The organism is Actinomadura formosensis (assembly GCF_050948385.1).
Classification (GTDB): domain Bacteria; phylum Actinomycetota; class Actinomycetes; order Streptosporangiales; family Streptosporangiaceae; genus Spirillospora; species Spirillospora formosensis.
In genome coordinates this window covers 5,481,499-5,499,067 of record NZ_CP192011.1, presented here as the reverse complement: position 1 = coordinate 5,499,067, position 17,569 = coordinate 5,481,499, and the positions used below count along the sequence as shown (strand labels likewise).

Here is a 17,569-nt window from a genome sequence, read left to right as displayed (position 1 = left end):
CAGGTCAGCGGGCCGCCGGCCCGGCGAGCGCGATCGCGCCGAGGACGTTCGGCGACCCGGCCTCGTGCCGCTGCTCGGCGGACGCCGCCCACCGCGTCGTCGAGCCGGCCGATGCGCCGGCCCCGCCACCCCTCGGACAGGGGGCGGCGGCCCGCAGGGGGACGGGGAGGCCCGCCCCGACAACGCGGGGGATGCGGCGAACCCGGACCCCCTCGGGGTGCGTCACAGCAGGCGTGATGAGGGAATGGGCGAGCAGCGTGGGCATGCCGGATCCTTCCGGGGTCAGGGACCCCGGGCGAAGGTCGGGATCCGCGCTTGCCGGGACGCGGTACCGCGTCCGGCAAGGTCCTCACCCGGGGCACTCCGTCGCGGGCGAAGGCTTGCCGGCCGGCAAGCCGGGGCTTGACACTGGCGCTCATGACCTCGTGCGGAATCATATGCGGGTCCGGTCGGGGATCAAGCGGGAGGGTGCGATGCGGTACGGGGTGGTTCGGGCGCTGGCCGGAGGCGTGGTGATGCTCGGCGCCCTGAGCGGGTGCGGGATGCTGGGCGGCAACTCCGGCCAGGTGTGCACCGACGCCAAGAAGGTGTTCCAGCAGTACATCACCCAGGTCAGGAGCATTCCGGCGGCCGAGCCCGTGCAGTGGCGGCAGGCGACCGAGCAGCTCGCCGGACGGGTCGACGGGCTGGCGAAGAAGGCCGACGACAGTGCGCTGCGGAAGGCGCTGACGGCGGAGGCGGACAGGCTGCGCGCCGCCGCGCCCGCCGTCGGCACCGGCGACGTCTCCCAGCTCAACACGGTGATGAAGGAGACACCGGCCAGTATCGGCGCGGCCTGCGACTGAGCCGGCCCGCGACCGGGCTTGCTACCTGGAGGAGACCGGGCCGGCTCCGCCGGTGCCTCCACCGCCGGTGCCGCCGCCCCCGCCGTCACCGCCTCCGCCGCCGGGCTGGTCGCCGCCCCCGCCGGGCTCGGGCGGGACGATGGTCGGCGGCACGGTCGGCGTGGGCGGCAGCGGGATGTCGGGTTGCTCGGTGGTCGGCGGCGGCTCGGACGGCACGGTCGTGGGCGGCGGCTCCGGCGTGCCGGGCGAGTCCTGCGGGGGCGGCGTGTCGTAGCCGCCGCCCGGGGTGGTGGACGGCGACCCGAACGACTTGGGCGCGTAGTCCTTGATGTTGACGGCGTCCGACATGTAGGAGCGCCAGATCTGTGCGGGCAGTTGCCCGCCGTACGCGCCGTAGCCGGGGATGTTCAGCGGCTTGCCGTCGCTGCGGAACATCGCGACCGACGTCGCCATCTGCGGGATGAACCCGTTGAACCAGATCGCCCGGCCCTCGTCGGTGGTGCCGGTCTTGCCCGCGACCTCACGGCCGTCGGGAAGCTGCGCGTTCGTCCCGGTACCGCCCTGGACGACCTGCTGCATCGCATACGTCGCGTCCCGCGCGTTCTGCACGCTGAGCGCCCGCTCCCCCTCCTCGGTGAACGTGCGCTTCTCGTTCTCGCCGCCGGTGACGGACTTCACCACGAACGGCGTCCGGTGCACGCCCTCGGACGCGAACGTCGCGTACACGCCCGCCTGCTGGACGGGATGCAGCGACACGATGCCGAGCGGGAACGTCGCGGCGTGGCGCTGGTCGGCGGTCATCTGCGACCGGGGGATGCCCATCTTCTCGGCCATCTCGGCGATCTTCTCGTTGCCGATGTCCTGGCCGAGGTTGACGTAGGCGGTGTTGATCGAGTGCTGGGTGGCGGTGACGAGGTCCACCATCCCGAAGTTCTCGTCGCTGTCGTTGTGGATGGGCGAGCCGGCGAACGTCTGCGGTGAGCTGCCGTCGTAGGTGTCGTCGAGCGACCGGCCGTCCTGCAGCGCGGCGGCGAGCGCGATCGGCTTGAACCCCGACCCGGCCTGCGCGTGGTCGCCGAAGGCGCTGCTCAGCGCCTCCTCCAGATAGCCGCGGCCGCCGTAGAAGGCGAGCACCTGCCCGGTGGACGGATCGACCGACACCGCCCCGGTGCGGATCTTCTTGCTCATCCCGTCCGGGGTGTTGCCCGCCACGGCCTGCTTCATCGCGTCCATCAGCCGCTTGTCGAACGTCGTGGTGATCTTCAGCCCGCTGCGGTTGATCTCGTCCTCGCTGTAGCCGCGGCGCTCGGTGAGCTCCTTCTTGGCCACGTTGACCATGTAGCCCTTCTGGCCCTTGAGGACGTCGGTGATCTTCTGCTTGACCGGCAGGGGGAACTTCATCGACGCGGCGTCGGCGGACGTCAGGAACCCGTCCCGGACCATGTTGCCGAGGACGGCGCGCCACCGCTGCTCGGCGCGGACGCGCTGGTCGCCGGTCGGGTCGGAGAAGTTGCTCGGCTGCTGGATGGCGGCGGCGAGGTAGGCGCCCTCGGCGGGCGTCAGGTCCGAGACGTCCTTGTCGTAGTAGGCGTGGGCGGCGGCCTGCACCCCGTAGGCGTTGCGCCCGAAGTAGATCGTGTTGAGGTACTGCTCCAGGATCCAGTCCTTGGGCTTCTCCCGGTCCACCTTCAGCGCGACCATGATCTCTTTGAGCTTGCGGGTGAGCGACCGCTCCTTGCCGATGCCGCCGTAGTAGTTGCGGACCATCTGCTGCGTGATCGTCGACCCGCCCTGCAACTGCCGCCCGGTCACCGTGGACCAGAAGGCCCGCGCCGTACCCGCCACCGACACGCCCGGGTCGTCGTAGAAGCTGCCGTTCTCCGCGGCGATGACCGCGTTGCGGGTGCTCTTCGGGATCCGGTCGAGCTTGACCGCGTCCCGGTTGATGCCGGTCTTCGCGATCTCCGTCCTGCCGTCGGAGTAGTAGAACGTCGGCCCCTGCGCGATCGCCTTCTCCTGCGGGGACGGCACGGGGGTGAACACGTAGGCGAGGACGAACGCGGCGATGCAGAACCCGATGAGCCCGAACAGCAGGAACAGCGTCCGGCGCAGGAACCGCGCCTTGCGGCTGCGCGGCTTGCGCGGCCCCCGGCCCCGTCCGCCGCCACCGCCGGGCCCGCCGCTTCCGGGCGGCGGCCCGCCGTGCTCGGAGCCGTGCTTGGACGAGGCGGCAGGCATGGCCTTGGTATCACCCGTGCTCGGTGCCTCAACCCCGGCGGGCGCGGCTTCACCCGCCTCATCCGTTTCGGTTCCGGCCGTTTCGGCGTCGGTCGCTTCGGCCTCGGGCGCTTTGCCGCCGGATGCTTCGTGCGCCGTTTCGGTGCCGGACGATTCGGCCGCGTCCCCGGCGGACTCGCGCGCTTCGCGGTCCTTGCCGCCGTTCTGAGATATGTCGTCCTCGGCCGGGAATTCCGGCTTCTGGGCGGCTTCTTCGGTCTGCGCGGTCAGCGTGCCGATCGCCGGACCGTCCGCCCCGGCCGGCGCCCCGACCTGGGTGTCGGGCAGGTCCGCCTCGCCGGGCCCGGTGGGCGCGCCGCCCTCCGGGGTCTTTCCGCTGTCGCTCACAAGCCCCCCGTGATCAATTCTTTCACCGGACGATACCTGGAGGGGATCCGTGCGCCGGCCGCCCAATGCGCAACCCATGGCCTCCCAATAGGGAGACGGGCGATCGGCTCCGCCGGTTGTCGTGACGGATGTCGCAACGCGACTTTTCGCAAACGCCGAGCGGCGGGGTCCCGATCGGGTCCCCCGCCGCTCTCCCGTTCTCCGGCGAGTCCGCCCGCGGCCGTGCCGCGCCCCCGCCTACTTCTGGATCTTGGCGAGGATGTCCACGACGAACACCAGGGTGTCGTCGCCCTTGATCTTGGGCGGGCTGCCCTGCTTGCCGTAGCCGTCGGCGGGCGGCAGGACGAGCAGCACGCGGCTGCCGACCTTCGCGCCCGTGAGGCCCTTGTCGAAGCCGGGGATGGTCGCGCCGGTGCCGATCGGGAAGTTCGCCGGCTGCTTGTTGTCCCAGCTGGAGTCGAACTTGTCGCCGCTCTTCCAGATCTTGCCCACGTAGTGCACGATGGCGTCGTCGCCCTTGGCGAGCGCGGGCCCGGTGCCCTCGACGAGGGTCTTGACCTGGAGCTTGTCCGGCGCGTCCCGGCCCGGGATCGTGACCTTGGGCTCCTTGCCGGCGCCCTTGTCCTCGACCTTGGGCAGGTTCTTGTCGTCCAGCTTCTTCTCGGTGCCCTGCGGCTGCGGGTCCTTCGGCACGGCGGCCTGGATGTCCAGGATGAATATGACCGCGTCGGTCTTGCCGATCTGCTGCGGGCTCAGCTGGCTGAGGTCCTTGGACGGCGGGAGCTGCAGGACGACCCGGCTGCCGACGGTCTTGCCGACCAGGTTCTTGTCGATGTCCTTCAGGCCGCTCTTGCCGACGACGAGGGGCCGCGGGCCGCTCGGCTGCTGCGCCTGCTGCTCATAGGTGGAGCTGACCTTCTCGCTGCTGCTCTTGACGCGCGAGTTCTCCTCGTCCTTGTCCTTGGCCCACTTGTAGGTGGCGAACTGGACGTAGACGGTGTCGCCGTCGGCGAGCGCGCGACCGGTGCCCCGGATGGGGGTGGTCACCTTGAGGGTCTTGGCCGGCTCCAGCTTGGTGGGGATCTCCACCTTCGGCTCGGCCCCGAACTTGCCGCTCACCTCAAGCCTGGGGCCGGGGCGGGTGACCCACCACGCCACGCCCCCGGAGATCGCCAGCGCGGCCACGACGATTCCGGCGATCATCATCAGCCGCCGCTTGCGCGCCTGCTTGGCGGTCAGCGCGGACGGCCGGTTCAGCCCGCTGCCGCGGCCCGCGCTGATGCCGTGGGGGGTGAACTCGGGGCTGCGGATGCTCTGGGCGTTCGGGATCTTCGCCTTCGCCTTGACCGCCGGCTTGCCCCGGGGCTTGTCATCCTCGGACATGGTTCCTCACTTGCTCCGGGTTTGACGACATCAAGAACGTGACCACCCTTCCAGGGCCGGGCTAAGCACAGCGTGAAAACCGTGTAAAGGAGGCCGACCCGCAATCTACCGGTCACGCGACGTCTACGGTGCCGTCCGGCAGGGGACAGGGGAAGCCGCCAGGATAGCGCCGCCGGATGGCAGGCTGGGGGGATGCGACTCGCGACGTGGAACGTCAACTCGGTCAAGGCCCGGCTGCCGCGCCTTCTCTCCTGGCTGGACGAGACCAAGCCGGACGTCCTCTGCCTGCAGGAGACCAAGTGCCCCGCGGACATGTTCCCGTCCGCCGATGTCGCGGAACTCGGCTACACCACCGCCGCGCACGGCGACGGCCGGTGGAACGGGGTGGCGATTCTTTCCCGGGTCGGCATCGAGGACGTCTCCAACGGCTTTCCCGGCGAACCCGTGTACGAGGGCGAGGCGGAGGAGCAGACGAAGCTGACCGAGCCGGTCCTGCTGACTCCGGAGGCCCGCGCGATCGGCGCCACCTGCGGCGGGATACGGATCTGGTCGCTTTACGCGCCGAACGGCCGCACCCCGGAGTCGGCCCACTACGCCTACAAGCTCGACTGGTTCGCGGCCCTCCGCGACGCGCTGGCCGCCGAACTGGCCGGCGGGACGCCGCTGGTCGCGTGCGGCGACTACAACGTGGCGCCCACCGACGACGACGTCTGGGACCCGGCCGCGTTCGCCGGCTCCACCCACGTCACGCCCGCCGAGCGCCGGGTACTCGCCGACCTGCGCGCCCTGGGCCTGGACGACGTCGTCCCCACCCCGATGAAGGGCCCCCACCCCTACACGTACTGGGATTATCGGGCAGGGATGTTCCACAAGAACCTCGGTATGCGCATCGACCTGTTCTATGCGAGCGCCCCCGTGGCCGAGCGGGTCGGCTCCGCCTACGTCGACCGGGAGGCCCGCAAGGGCAAGGGGCCGTCCGACCATGCCCCCGTGGTGGTCGATCTGGATTAACGCGCCGGCCCGGAGTGACGCCGGGCCAGGAGGTGCCGTTTGGCGGTGGCCGGGTCGTCGGCCTGGGAGAGGACGGTGTAGCCGCCGGGCAGGAGAGAGGCGGGCTCGCCGGCCGCGAGACACCATTCGGCGGGCATCCGCGGCCGGTCGCGGCGGGCGTCCTCGGTGAACGCCTCCCAGGCCAGCAGCCCGCCCGGCAGGACGGCGCCGGCCGCGCGCCCGAACACGGCGCGGTCCCAGAACCCGGTGCACAGGACGAGCGCGTATCCCGGCGGCTCCGGCCGCCAGCCGCCGAGGTCGGCCTGGACGAGCGTGATCAGCGAGCCGAGGCCGCGCCGCCGGGCCTGCGCGCCGAGCCGGCCGAGCGCGATCTCGGAGATGTCGACGGCCGTCACGTGCCGTCCCGCGGCGGCGGCCAGCAGCGCGCTGCCGGACGGCCCGGAGGCGAGGTCGAGCACCCCGCCGTCCGGCATCGGCAGCGCCAGCGCCCGTTCCGCCAGCGGATGGACGGGGGACAGGCCGGGCGCGGCCTCGTACTTGCTGTTCCACCGGAGCCTGTCCGGATGCCCGGCCAGCCCGGATGGCACGTCCTCCATAGGGAGGACCCTAGCGGCACGGGGGAGGACCCTAGCGGCGCTCCGCGATCAGGAGCAGGAACATCGCCGTGGGGAAGCCCTTGCGCCACCACGGGTCGTCCCGCAGTTGCTCTTCCGTTGGATGCGGTTCGCGGAGGTCCGCGATGACGAATCCGGCGTCTCGGAGCGTTCCAGCGTAGTACTCCAGCGGCCGGAGCCAGCTTGTGATCATCGAAGGGGATTCCATGCCGTCCACCATGAACCGCTGGTCGATGCCGCGCGGGGCGAAGTACTGCGCCGCCGGGACGCTGTTCATCGCGCCCTGCTCGGAGTTCTCGACGTAGAAGCACGGGTGCAGGGTCAGCAGGATCAGCCGCCCGCCGCTCTTCAGGACGCGTGCGAACTCGCCGATGGCGCGGGACGGGTCCTGCAGGTGGCTGAACAGGTGGTTGCAGAGGACGAGGTCGTACTGATCGTCGTCCAGGGGCAGGTCCTCGACACTGGCGCGGAGGAATTCGGCGCCGGGCGACGGATGGGACGAGGCCGCGTCGACCAGCCCTTGCGCGGCGTCCACGCCGGTGACGTCCGCGCCCATGGAGGCGAGCGTGCGGGAGAGGTAGCCTTCGCCGCATCCGGCGTCCAGGACGCGCAGCCCCGCGCAGGGGCCGACGGCGTCGAGGACGGCGGCGTCGGTCAGTTCGGTCCGGTACCGGTCGCGGCGCTCCCGGATCACCTTGACCCAATACTGCGCGTTGGCCTCCCACCTTTCGCGGGTCAGATTCGCGATGGCCTGCGCCGTGTCCTCCACCGGCTCCCCATTTCTCCGTGCGGCCGTGTCCCACACCGGTTCAGGCGCTGACCTTCAGCCGCCGCACCAGCGTGTTACAGGCCTGTCGTGTCCTTCTGTCCTGGCAGTCGGCCCCGCGCAGTTCCAGCGCCTGGATCAACTCGGTGATCTTGCCACCGAACGCGGGGTCGCGCTTCAACGCCAGCGGAATGTACGTCGACACCAGGTAGTACAGGTAGGCGTCGTTGTAGACCGCTATCTCGCGCAGCACCTCGGTCGCCGTGTTGCGCAGCGACAGGGAGCTCGGCAAGGTGAAGTCGCTGCTGATGCGGCCGTCTCTGGTGTAGGTCGGGAACGCCCATTCCTCCAGTGCCGCGTACACGGGCGTGGCGTCGAGTTCCCTGCGGTACCGCTCGGCGAGTTCGAAGTCGTTCGAGCCGATCAGGGTTCCCATCACGACGCCGCGCATCATGAACGCGGCCTGCCGTCCGGGCACTTCGAAGCCGAGGTCGGTCTCCAGCGTCCCGGTCACCTTGCTGACCTGGTGCGTGAGGATGTTGAGCGCCAGGATCGAGTGGAACGAGTACGTCTTGCGGTTCAGGCGGGGGGCCAGGTCGACCGAGGAGTCGAAGAGTTTCTGCGGGTCCACCAGCAGGCCGTGGCCGGCGTCGGTGGAGTAGAGCGCGGAGAGCGCGCGGTCCTGGTCGCGTCCCCAGAACCGGGCGATGAAGGAGGACGTCTTCTGCGTCGCCTGCCCGCGGACGATGTGCAGCGCCGCCTCAAGGGCGTTCAGCAGGTGCTGCTGCGGGACGGTCGAGTTCTCCAGGGCGCCCAGGTCGACGGCCAGCCCTTCGCGGTGCAGGTTGTCGACGAGCCCGTCGCGTCTCTTGCGGACGGCGTGCGCCATCGAGTACTCGGCGATCCCCGGAACGGACGACATCAGGCTCTGCAGCGACCGTCCGCTGACCCGGTCGAGCCATTCGACGTTGTCCCACAACCGGAAGATCGTGCTCTCGTCGAGCCCGGAGAAGGCCGCGACGTCGGACATGTTCAGGCCCATGTCCCTGGTGATGTCGGAGAGAGACTTCGGCTCACCGTCCGCTGTCATCACTCGCCCTCGATGCGGCAGTCGTCGACGCCTTGATCTTAGCGAAGCGCCGAACGTCCGAGCCGGACGATCCGCGGATGTGTCCGTCCCGTCACCGATGGCGGCGAGCGTTGCGGTGGGCATGGCCGCGCGTCACCCCGGCACGCGCCCGATGCAGCCGATCAGCGGCATCGGGCGGGTGACGTGCGAGGCGTGGGGCAGCCGGACGGGATACGGCTCGATCAACCGCAGGCCGCGGCAGATGCCGGTGATCTCCTCCATGCTCCGCGGCCGGAACGGGGTGCCGAGCCGCGGGTGCGGCCGGGAGATCGGGTCCAGTTCCGGCGACCGCTCCGTGTGGCTGATCACGATGTGGCTGCCGGGCGCGAGGCCGCCGGCCAGCGCGTCCACGATGCCGCGCGGGTCGTCCTCGTCGGCGACGAAGTCCAGCACGCCGAGCAGGAACACCCCCACGGGCTCGGCGAGGTCGATCAGCCGCCGCAGTGCCGGGTCGGCGAGCAGCGCGGCGGGATCGCGGACGTCCGCCTCGACCACGCCCGTGTTCTCGTCGACGGCGAGCAGGGCCCGCGCGTGCACGAGCACCATCGGGTCGTTGTCGAGGTAGGCGACGCGGCAGGCAGGGTCGGTTCGCCGGACCACGTCACCGACGTTGACGGACGCGGGCAGCCCGCAGCCGATGTCGGCGAACTGGCGCAGCCCGGCGTCCCCGGCGAGCCGTGCGGCGGCGTGGTCCAGGAAGCCCCTGTTCGCCTGGACGAGCCGCGGCACGATCGGGCACCTGCGCAGTGCCCGTTCAGCGGACTCCCGGTCCGCGGCGTAGTTGTCCTTGCCGCCGAGCAGGTAGTCGCACATCCTCGCGATGTTCGGGGCCGACGTCCCGGTCCCGGCCGCGGGCGGTTCCGCCCGCGGGGCCGGGCTCAGGGTCGACCCCGGCGTCACGGCAGCCGCCATCCTTCCGGGACGCCCACCCCGAACCAGAACGTGGACGTCCCGTTCCTGCCCTCGCGGGTGCCGAAGTCGGTGGCGAGCGCCTTCATCAGGGAGAGCCCCCGCCCGTGCAGGGGCAGCGCCCCGTCCGCGGGGCGCGGCTGCCCGGGCGCGGCGCCGCCGTCGGTGATCTCGACCTGGACGTACCGGTCGAGGTGCAGGACGGCCAGCATGATCGTCCCGTCCCGGCGCGGCCGCGCGTGCAGCACCGAGTCGGTCATGGCCTCGCTGGTCAGCAGTTCGAGGTCGACGAGTTCGGACCGGTCGGCGACGAAGTGCTGGCCGACCAGTTCCCGGACGTAGGACCGGGCGAGCCGCACGGCCGGTGCCGTGGCGGCGAGTTCGATCTCTCCGATGAGCCGTCCGGACGACTTGCCGTTGGGCCAGGCGGACGGGATTCCAAGTTCGAGTGAGGGAGCGGGCAATAGCGCGGGCGACCCGCACCACGCGTCTGATGGGTTCATGGCGGCGTCGGCTTCACGTCTCCGTGTCGGGCTGTAAGCGAACATGTGCTCTTCGGCCTGGTCGAAGTCGGACGTGGAAGTGAAACAACACACACTCTGACGCAGTGCCCGCAGCGGAGTCACCAAGGCTTGCGCGCATGCAAGAGCCTTACCGCGACCTGCGCACCATTGCTCTGTGCCCTCAGGTTGTCACTGAACGCGGATTTGCTCGCGAACACAGCGGACGGTGAAGCCGGGCACCGGTCTCACCTGGTCAGGGGATCAGGTGGGGGAGGAGGGTGTCTCGGAGGGCGGTCAGGGCCCTGGTTTCGGAGGTGGCGGCCTGGACGCGGGCGGCCAGGGGGGTCACGAAGTCGTTGAAGGCGCGGGCGCGGGTGGTGCCGGGCCAGGGGATCTGGAAGGCGGCGATGTCCGGCCATTTCGCGCGGGGCATCCGGGTGCCGTCGCCGATGGCGGACGCGTGGGCGACCACCTCGTCGCTCGCCAGGGCCGCGAGCAGCCAGCCCCGGTGGGCGGGGTCCTTCGGGCGGACGACGAGGATGTCCGTTGACGCGACACCGTCCACGAAGGCCAGGCCGACCTTGTGGAAATAGGGGCGGAGCTTGCCGAAGAGGATGTCGCCGGATGCGAAGCGTCTCTTCGCGCTGGTGACGCCGGACGCGTCGGACCATGTCGAGAGCCACATGTGCCGTTTCGGCATGTGCTCCAGCGCGATGTAGTTCTCGCCGTGGCCGATCCGGCCGGCCGGAACGCCGGCCCGGACGAGATCCCCGAGTGCACCGATCCGTATCGCGCCCCGGGCGCCGGACGATGCGTAGCGGGCGCGGATCAGTTCGTCGCCGCACGCGGCGATGCGGTCGTTCACGGCGATCTTGTCGTCGAGGGCCCCGAGGACGGACGCCGCCGCGTCCTGCCGCGCCCGGGTCAGGCGCCCGGTGGTGAGGCGGTTCAGGATCCCGTGGGTGAGCAGCGGCTGCCCCGACCCGATGCGGTACCGGTTCAGGTCGAGCCTTGTGAGCAGGTAGTAGACGTAGCGCGGGTTCACCCCCTCTTTCGGGGCGGCGATGATGGCGTTGTCGGTGACCCAGGACGGTTCGGCGCTGTAGTGGACGGCGCCGCAGTAAGACCCCACGCGTCCGACGATGGTGCTGTGGGGGCCGGCGTTGAAGTCACCGGCCGTCCCGATGACGCCGTTCGCGCCGTACGTCCGGTAGGCGGAGCCCTCGGCGGGGCGTGACCGCCCGTTCGAGAAGGTGACGATCTCGCCGAGCGTCACGTCAGCCATCCAGGCGCCCCAGTTCGTCCCGGACGACCCGGTCGAGCCGCGCCGACTCCTCGAAATGCGCGAAGAGTTCCTTCGTGAGGCGCTCGACCCTGTCGGCCATGGGCTCGCCGTCGGGGCTCGTCCGGGCCGCGCCGACATACCGGCCCGGCGTGAGGACATGGTCGTGGGACCGGATCTCGTCCAGGCCGGCGGAGCGGCAGAACCCGGGGACGTCCGCATGGCCGGAGCCGCGCCGGGAACGGTACGCGCCGGCGATCCGGGCGATGTCGTCCTCGGTGAGGACGCGCTCGGTGCGGTCGATCATCGTCCCCATGCTCCGGGCGTCGACGAAGAGCACACGGTCCCGCGGGGCCCGGTCGAGGAACCAGAGGCACGCGGGAATCGGGGTGCTGCGGAAGAGCCGGTCCGGCAGCGCCACCATGCACGACACAAGGCCCGCCTCCACCAGGGCCGCGCGGATCCCGCCCTCCCCCGACAGGCGGGACGACATCGACCCGTTCGCCATCACGACGCCCGCGCGGCCGTCCGGGCCGAGCTTGGAGAGGATGTGCTGGATCCAGGCGAAATTGGCGTTCCCGGCCGGCGGGACGCCGTATCTCCAGCGCGGGTCGCCGGGGTCGCGATACCAGTCCGACATGTTGAACGGGGGATTGGCCAGCACGTAATCGGCCCGGAGTCCGGGATGGGCGTCCGCATGGAAGGTGTCCGAGCAGCGCAGATCCCCGGCGATCTCGTGAACGGCGAGGTTCATCTTGGCCAGCCGCCACGTCCGCTCGTTCGCCTCCTGCCCGTGGACCGCGATGTCGTCCAGCCGTCCCCGGTGGCTCAGGACGAACTTCTCCGCCTGCACGAACATGCCGCCGGAACCGCAGCACGGGTCGTACACCCGGCCCTTGTACGGCTCCAGGATCTCGACGAGCAGCCGCACCACGCTGGGCGGCGTGTAGAACTCGCCGCCGCGTTTCCCCTCCGCGCGAGCGAACTTCTCCAGGAAGTACTCGTAGACCTCGCCCAGCACGTCCCGCGCGGCCTTTCCGCCGAAACGAACCTGGCCGATCAGTTGGACGAGTTCGCCGAGCCGCCGCTGGTCGACCCCGCTGAAGATCTTCGGAAGGGCGCCGTCGAGCGGCGGATTGGCCCGCATGACCGCGTCCATGGCCGAGTCGATCCGCTCACCGAGGGACCCGGGCGCCGCGGTGAGATCCTCCCACCGCGCCCCGTCCGGTACCTGGAAAGCCCCTCCGCCGGACGAGTCCGACACGTATTTGAGGAACACCAGCCCCAGAACGAAGTCCCTGTACTGGCCCGCGTCGACCGACCCCCGCAGCTTGTCGGCGGCCTTCCAGAGAACCTCCTTCATCGCCTGCCCCCTCACGCTCGACGCCGCGAGACTCTAGCCCAGCGACGCGTCCCGTGGACGGACCGCACGGCGCGGTGCGACCCTGCGAACCATGGTGGTCATGGACGTCCTGGCGCTGGTGGCACTGGCGGGATGGCTCTACCTGGCCCTCGCCCACGGCGGTTTCTGGCGGACCGGGCCCGGCCTCCCGGACGGCCGGGAGCCGCCCGGATGGCCCGACGTCGTGGCCGTGATCCCGGCCCGTGACGAGGCGGCCGTCCTCCCGGAGACCCTGCCGACGCTGCTCGGCCAGGAGTATCCGGGTGAATTCCGCGTGGTCCTCGTGGACGACGGCAGTACCGACGGCACCGCCGAAACGGCCACCGGCCTCGCCAAGGACACGCAGGTCATATCCGCGAGAGAGCGTCCCGGGGGATGGGCGGGCAAGGTCTGGGCGATGGCGGAGGGCGTCAGGGCCGCCGGCCGGCCCGACTTCCTCCTCTTCACCGACGCCGATGTCGCCTACCGGCCCGGAACCCTGAAAAGGCTGGTCGCAGAGGCCGTGACCGGCCGGCGCGACCTCGTGTCGCAGATGGCGACGCTCCGCACCCGGACCCGCTGGGAACGCGTGATCGTCCCCGCGTTCGTGTACTTCTTCGCGCAGCTCTACCCGTTCCGCCGGGTCACCCGGGACGGGACGCGCACCGCCGCCGCGGCCGGCGGCTGCATGCTGGTCCGCCGCACCACCCTCGAAAAGGCGGGCGGCGTCGCCGCGATCCGCGACGCGCTGATCGACGACGTCGCGATGGGGCGCCTCATCAAGCGCGCCGGCGGACGCTGCCGTCTCGACCTCGGCCGGGACGTGCTCAGCCGCCGCCCCTACCCCCGCCTCGCCGACCTGTGGATGATGATCGTCCGCAGCGCCTACCACCAGCTTCGCTACTCGCCCGTCCTGCTGGCGGGCACCGTCCTCGGCCTGCTCCTCCTCTACGCGATACCGCCCGCCGCGACCCTCACCGGCCTCATCGGCCGCGACCCGATCGCCCTCGCGGCGGGCGCCCTCGCCTGGGGGCTCATGACGCTCACCTACGTCCCCATGCTCCGCTTCTACGCCCTGTCGCCCCTGCGCGCTCTGGGTCTGCCGCTCGTGGCGCTGCTCTACGCCGCCATGACGGTCGACTCCGCGCGCAGGCACCACACCGGCCGCGGCGGCGTATGGAAAGGCCGCACGGCGACCGCCCGGCTCGATGCGAAATGACCCGCATCGAAAGCACTGACCCGTCCGGCGGCTGCGCCGCCGGAAAGCCTTACGGGCAAGGCGTTTCGGTCCGCATGGTGGGACATGACTGACATCGCGGAGCCGGGGAAGGTAACCTCGGTGCGAGGCCGAGAGGCGCTGCAACGGGCGAGAGCCCGCCACGCTCGGCCCCCGACACCGACTTCCGCAAGGGCGCCTCCCACGCGAATGGGAGGTGCTCGAAGAAATATGACTCAGAACAATCTGCGCGAGCTTCTGGACCGGCGGATCGCGGTGCTCGACGGCGCCTGGGGCACGATGCTCCAGGGCGCAGGGCTCACCCCGGAGGACTACCGCGGCGACCGCGTCGGCGGCGACCACTCCAAGGACGTCACCGGCGACCCCGACCTGCTGAACCTGACCAAGCCGGACGTGGTCCTGGACGTCCACCGGCAGTACCTCGACGCCGGCGCCGACATCACCACGACCAACACGTTCACCGCGACGAGCATCGGCCAGGCCGACTACGGCCTTGAGAACCTGGTGCACGAGATGAACGTGCAGGGCGCCCGGCTGGCCCGGCAGGCGGCCGACGAGTACGGGGGACGGTTCGTCGCCGGCTCCGTCGGGCCGCTCAACGTGACCCTGTCGCTGTCGCCCCGTGTCGAGGACCCGGCCTACCGCGCCGTCACCTTCGACCAGGTCAAGGACGCCTACGCCGAGCAGATCGCCGGGCTGGCGGAGGGCGGCGTCGACCTGCTGCTGATCGAGACGATCTTCGACACGCTGAACGCCAAGGCCGCGATCGCCGCGGCCCGCGAGGTCGCCCCGCACCTGCCGCTGTGGATCTCGGTGACGATCGTCGACCTGTCCGGGCGGACGCTGTCCGGGCAGACCGTCGGGGCGTTCTGGCGGTCGATCGAGCATGCCGAGCCGCTGGTCGTCGGGGTGAACTGCGCGCTGGGCGCCGAGGAGATGCGGCCCCACGTGGAGGAACTGGCGCGGATCGCCGGCACCTACACCGCCTGCCACCCGAACGCGGGCCTGCCGAACGCGTTCGGCGGCTACGACGAGACGCCCGCGCAGACGAGCGGCCATCTGCGCGACTTCGCCGCGGCTGGCATGGTCAACCTGGTCGGCGGCTGCTGCGGGACGAGTCCCGCGCACATCGCCGAGATCGCCGCGGCCGTCCGGGGCATGGCGCCCCGCGAGGTCGTGCGGCCCGCGAAGGCCAGCCGGTTCAGCGGCCTGGAGCCGTTCGAGATCGGCCCCGACACCGGCTTCATCATGATCGGTGAGCGGACGAACGTCACCGGCTCCAAGCGGTTCCGCAAGCTCATCGAGGCGGGCGACCACCAGGCCGCGGTGGACGTGGCGCTGGAGCAGGTGCGCGGCGGCGCGAACCTCCTCGACGTGAACATGGACGCCGACCTGCTCGACAGCGAGCGGGAGATGACGACGTTCCTGAACCTGATCGCGACGGAGCCCGAGGTGGCCCGCATCCCGATCATGGTGGACAGTTCGCGCTGGAGCGTGCTGGAGGCCGGGCTCAAGACCGTCCAGGGCAAGGGCGTCGTCAACTCGATCTCCCTCAAGGAGGGCGAGGAGCCGTTCCTCGAGCAGGCCCGCCGCATCCGTGACTTCGGTGCGGGCGTCGTCGTCATGGCGTTCGACGAGACGGGGCAGGCCGACACGACCGAGCGCAAGGTCGAGATCTGCGGGCGCGCCTACGACCTGCTCACGCGGAAGGCCGGGTTCCCCGCCGAGGACATCGTGTTCGACCCGAACGTCCTCGCCGTCGCGACCGGCATCGCCGAGCACAACGGGTACGCGAAGGCGTTCATCGACGCGCTGCCCCTCATCAAGGAGCGCTGCCCCGGTGCCCGCACCAGCGGCGGCATCTCCAACCTGTCGTTCTCGTTCCGGGGCAACGAGGTCGTCCGTGAGGCGATGCACTCGGCGTTCCTGTTCCATGCCGTCCGCAATGGACTCGACATGGGCATCGTGAACGCCGGGCAGCTCGCCGTCTACGAGGACATTCCCGCCGACCTGCTCGAACTCGTCGAGGACGTCCTGTTCGACCGCCGCCCGGACGCGACCGACCGGCTCGTGGCGTTCGCCGAGAACGTCAAGGGCGGGGGCACGGTCCGCGAGGTGGACCTGTCCTGGCGGGACGCGCCGGTCGAGCAGCGGCTGTCGCACGCGCTCGTCCACGGCATCGTCGACTTCATCGAGGAGGACACCGAGGAGGCCCGGCGCAAGGCCGCCCGCCCCCTCGACGTCATCGAGGGCCCGCTGATGGACGGGATGAAGATCGTCGGCGACCTGTTCGGGTCCGGCAAGATGTTCCTGCCGCAGGTGGTGAAGAGCGCCCGCGCGATGAAGCGCTCCGTCGCCTACCTGGAGCCCTTCATGGAGAAGGAGAAGGAGGAGGCCCTGCGCGCCGGGCGCGTCCAGCAGGACCGCGGCCAGGGCAAGATCGTCCTCGCGACGGTGAAGGGCGACGTGCACGACATCGGCAAGAACATCGTCGGCGTCGTCCTCGGCTGCAACAACTACGACGTCGTGGACCTCGGCGTGATGGTCCCGGCCGCCAAGATCCTCGACACCGCGATCGCGGAGAACGCCGACGCGGTCGGGCTGTCCGGGCTGATCACCCCGTCGCTGGACGAGATGGTCTCCGTCGCCGCCGAGATGGAGCGCCGCGGCATGCGGCTGCCACTGCTCATCGGCGGCGCCACCACGTCCCGCCAGCACACCGCGGTGAAGATCGCCCCGGCCTACGAGGCGACGACCGTGCACGTCCTGGACGCCTCCCGCGTCGTCGGCGTCGTCTCCGACCTGCTGGACGAGGGCCGCGCCGCCGCCCTCGCCGAGGCCAACCGCGAGGAGCAGGCCCGCCTGCGCGAGCAGCACGAGAAGAAGCAGCGCCGCCCGCTGCTCACCATCGGGCAGGCGCGGGAGAACCGGGAGCGGGTCGATTTCGGCGACCTGCCGGCGCCCGCGTTCGAGGGCGTCCGGGTCATCCGGCCGGACCTGACCGCGATCCGCGAGATGGTCGACTGGCAGTTCTTCTTCCTGGCCTGGGAGCTGAAGGGCAAGTACCCCGCGATCCTGGACCAGCCGGTCGCCCGCGAACTCTTCGACGACGGCAACAGGCTGCTCGACCAGATCATCGAGGACGGCGCGTTCGAGGCGTGCGGCGCCTACGGCTTCTGGCCCGCGCACTCCGAGGGCGACGACATCGTCCTGGAGGGCGGGCCGCGCTTCCCGATGCTGCGGCAGCAGACGGCCAAGCCGGAGGGCCGCCCGAACCGCTGCCTCGCCGACTACGTGGCCCCGTCCGGCGACCACCTCGGCGGTTTCGCGGTGACGATCCTCGGCGCCGAGGACCTCGCCGCGAAGTTCGAAGCGGAGCACGACGACTACAAGGCCATCATGGTGAAGGCGCTCGCCGACCGGATGGCGGAGGCGTTCGCCGAGTACGCGCACCTGGAGGCCCGCCGCGCCTGGTTCGAGCCGGACGCCGACCCCGCGCTGGCGGACCTGCACGCCGAGCGGTTCCGCGGCATCCGTCCCGCGCTCGGCTACCCGGCGAGCCCCGACCACAGCCTGAAGCGGGCGCTGTTCGACTTGCTGGACGCCGGCCGCCTCGGCATGAAGCTCACCGAGTCGTACGCGATGGCGCCCGCCGCCAGCGTCAGCGGCCTGATCTTCGCCCACCCCGCGTCCCGCTACTTCACGGTCGGGCGCGTCGGCAGGGACCAGATCGAGGACTACGCGCGCCGCTGCGACCTGCCCGTCGCCGAGGTCGAGCGCTGGCTCGCCCCCAACCTCGCCTACGACCCCGCGTAACGGAGACCCGCGTAACGGAGAAAACGCCTGACGGCCACCGCGCCGCGGCCGTCAGGCGTGTCTTCGCG

14 protein-coding genes and 1 riboswitch are annotated in these 17,569 nt (G+C 70.9%); of the genes, 4 read left to right on the top strand and 10 right to left on the bottom strand.

What is annotated here, in order from left to right:
- Window positions 1–4 precede the first annotated feature (4 nt).
- Window positions 5–265, bottom strand: a complete 261-nt coding sequence (locus ACQP1N_RS25805; RefSeq protein ID WP_067793649.1) for a hypothetical protein — start codon at window positions 263–265, stop codon at window positions 5–7.
- 41 nt (window positions 266–306) lie between these two features.
- Window positions 307–423: riboswitch (SAM riboswitch) on the bottom strand.
- Window positions 424–473: 50 nt separating this feature from the next.
- On the opposite strand from ACQP1N_RS25805, the gene ACQP1N_RS25800 reads away from it, so the two are divergent.
- Window positions 474–845 (top strand): hypothetical protein, encoded by a 372-nt coding sequence (locus ACQP1N_RS25800; protein ID WP_131732591.1) that lies wholly within the window; start codon window positions 474–476, stop codon window positions 843–845.
- Between the two features lie 21 nt (window positions 846–866).
- Here the strand turns inward: ACQP1N_RS25800 and ACQP1N_RS25795 are convergent, their stop codons facing one another.
- The gene (locus ACQP1N_RS25795) at window positions 867–3,470 is read right to left on the bottom strand and encodes a transglycosylase domain-containing protein (RefSeq protein WP_433227181.1); all 2,604 of its coding nucleotides are present in this window, start codon (window positions 3,468–3,470) and stop codon (window positions 867–869) included.
- Window positions 3,471–3,707: 237 nt separating this feature from the next.
- Window positions 3,708–4,853 (bottom strand): FKBP-type peptidyl-prolyl cis-trans isomerase, encoded by a 1,146-nt coding sequence (locus ACQP1N_RS25790; protein WP_067793647.1) that lies wholly within the window; start codon window positions 4,851–4,853, stop codon window positions 3,708–3,710.
- Window positions 4,854–5,045: 192 nt separating this feature from the next.
- Between ACQP1N_RS25790 and ACQP1N_RS25785 the strand changes: the two genes are divergently transcribed.
- On the top strand, window positions 5,046–5,864 hold the full coding sequence (locus ACQP1N_RS25785) for an exodeoxyribonuclease III (protein ID WP_067793646.1): 819 nt from the start codon (window positions 5,046–5,048) through the stop codon (window positions 5,862–5,864).
- Here ACQP1N_RS25785 and ACQP1N_RS25780 read toward each other — a convergent pair.
- The 7 genes from ACQP1N_RS25780 to ACQP1N_RS25750 all read right to left on the bottom strand — a co-directional run bounded on the left by ACQP1N_RS25780 (window position 5,861) and on the right by ACQP1N_RS25750 (window position 12,430).
- Window positions 5,861–6,460 carry a class I SAM-dependent methyltransferase gene (locus ACQP1N_RS25780; protein WP_067793645.1) on the bottom strand — a complete coding sequence of 200 codons (600 nt, stop codon included), beginning with the start codon at window positions 6,458–6,460 and terminating at the stop codon, window positions 5,861–5,863. The two genes, ACQP1N_RS25785 and ACQP1N_RS25780, sit on opposite strands and share 4 nt — an antisense overlap.
- Window positions 6,461–6,491: 31 nt before the next feature.
- A complete protein-coding gene (locus tag ACQP1N_RS25775; protein ID WP_433227178.1) occupies window positions 6,492–7,247 on the bottom strand; it encodes a class I SAM-dependent methyltransferase in 756 nt (251 codons plus the stop codon).
- A gap of 40 nt (window positions 7,248–7,287) precedes the next feature.
- Window positions 7,288–8,334 carry a hypothetical protein gene (locus ACQP1N_RS25770; RefSeq protein WP_067793643.1) on the bottom strand — a complete coding sequence of 349 codons (1,047 nt, stop codon included), beginning with the start codon at window positions 8,332–8,334 and terminating at the stop codon, window positions 7,288–7,290.
- 132 nt (window positions 8,335–8,466) lie between these two features.
- Entirely contained in the window at window positions 8,467–9,186 is a 720-nt protein-coding gene (locus ACQP1N_RS25765) for an SAM-dependent methyltransferase (protein WP_169804027.1), read from the bottom strand.
- Window positions 9,187–9,269: 83 nt separating this feature from the next.
- Entirely contained in the window at window positions 9,270–9,785 is a 516-nt protein-coding gene (locus ACQP1N_RS25760) for an ATP-binding protein (RefSeq protein ID WP_165488371.1), read from the bottom strand.
- 253 nt (window positions 9,786–10,038) lie between these two features.
- Window positions 10,039–11,070 (bottom strand): restriction endonuclease subunit S, encoded by a 1,032-nt coding sequence (locus ACQP1N_RS25755; RefSeq protein WP_131732590.1) that lies wholly within the window; start codon window positions 11,068–11,070, stop codon window positions 10,039–10,041.
- On the bottom strand, window positions 11,063–12,430 hold the full coding sequence (locus ACQP1N_RS25750; RefSeq protein WP_433227175.1) for an N-6 DNA methylase: 1,368 nt from the start codon (window positions 12,428–12,430) through the stop codon (window positions 11,063–11,065). Before ACQP1N_RS25750 ends, ACQP1N_RS25755 begins: the two co-directional genes overlap by 8 nt.
- Window positions 12,431–12,521: 91 nt before the next feature.
- Between ACQP1N_RS25750 and ACQP1N_RS25745 the strand changes: the two genes are divergently transcribed.
- Both ACQP1N_RS25745 and metH read left to right on the top strand, forming a co-directional pair.
- Entirely contained in the window at window positions 12,522–13,667 is a 1,146-nt protein-coding gene (locus ACQP1N_RS25745) for a glycosyltransferase (protein ID WP_067793638.1), read from the top strand.
- A gap of 228 nt (window positions 13,668–13,895) precedes the next feature.
- Window positions 13,896–17,501 carry a methionine synthase gene (gene metH / locus ACQP1N_RS25740; protein ID WP_433227172.1) on the top strand — a complete coding sequence of 1,202 codons (3,606 nt, stop codon included), beginning with the start codon at window positions 13,896–13,898 and terminating at the stop codon, window positions 17,499–17,501.
- Window positions 17,502–17,569: the final 68 nt, after the last annotated feature.

Bases quoted from the DNA above. Each gene is read 5' to 3' on its own strand.
- ACQP1N_RS25805 (WP_067793649.1), bottom strand. From the start codon at position 265: ATGCCCACGCTGCTCGCCCATTCCCTCATCACGCCTGCTGTGACGCAC.
- ACQP1N_RS25800 (WP_131732591.1), top strand. From the start codon at position 474: ATGCGGTACGGGGTGGTTCGGGCGCTGGCCGGAGGCGTGGTGATGCTC.
- ACQP1N_RS25790 (WP_067793647.1), bottom strand. From the start codon at position 4,853: ATGTCCGAGGATGACAAGCCCCGGGGCAAGCCGGCGGTCAAGGCGAAG.
- ACQP1N_RS25785 (WP_067793646.1), top strand. From the start codon at position 5,046: ATGCGACTCGCGACGTGGAACGTCAACTCGGTCAAGGCCCGGCTGCCG.
- ACQP1N_RS25780 (WP_067793645.1), bottom strand. From the start codon at position 6,460: ATGGAGGACGTGCCATCCGGGCTGGCCGGGCATCCGGACAGGCTCCGG.
- ACQP1N_RS25770 (WP_067793643.1), bottom strand. From the start codon at position 8,334: ATGACAGCGGACGGTGAGCCGAAGTCTCTCTCCGACATCACCAGGGAC.
- ACQP1N_RS25765 (WP_169804027.1), bottom strand. From the start codon at position 9,186: ATGTGCGACTACCTGCTCGGCGGCAAGGACAACTACGCCGCGGACCGG.
- ACQP1N_RS25760 (WP_165488371.1), bottom strand. From the start codon at position 9,785: ATGAACCCATCAGACGCGTGGTGCGGGTCGCCCGCGCTATTGCCCGCT.
- ACQP1N_RS25755 (WP_131732590.1), bottom strand. From the start codon at position 11,070: ATGGCTGACGTGACGCTCGGCGAGATCGTCACCTTCTCGAACGGGCGG.
- ACQP1N_RS25750 (WP_433227175.1), bottom strand. From the start codon at position 12,430: ATGAAGGAGGTTCTCTGGAAGGCCGCCGACAAGCTGCGGGGGTCGGTC.
- ACQP1N_RS25745 (WP_067793638.1), top strand. From the start codon at position 12,522: ATGGTGGTCATGGACGTCCTGGCGCTGGTGGCACTGGCGGGATGGCTC.
- metH (WP_433227172.1), top strand. From the start codon at position 13,896: ATGACTCAGAACAATCTGCGCGAGCTTCTGGACCGGCGGATCGCGGTG.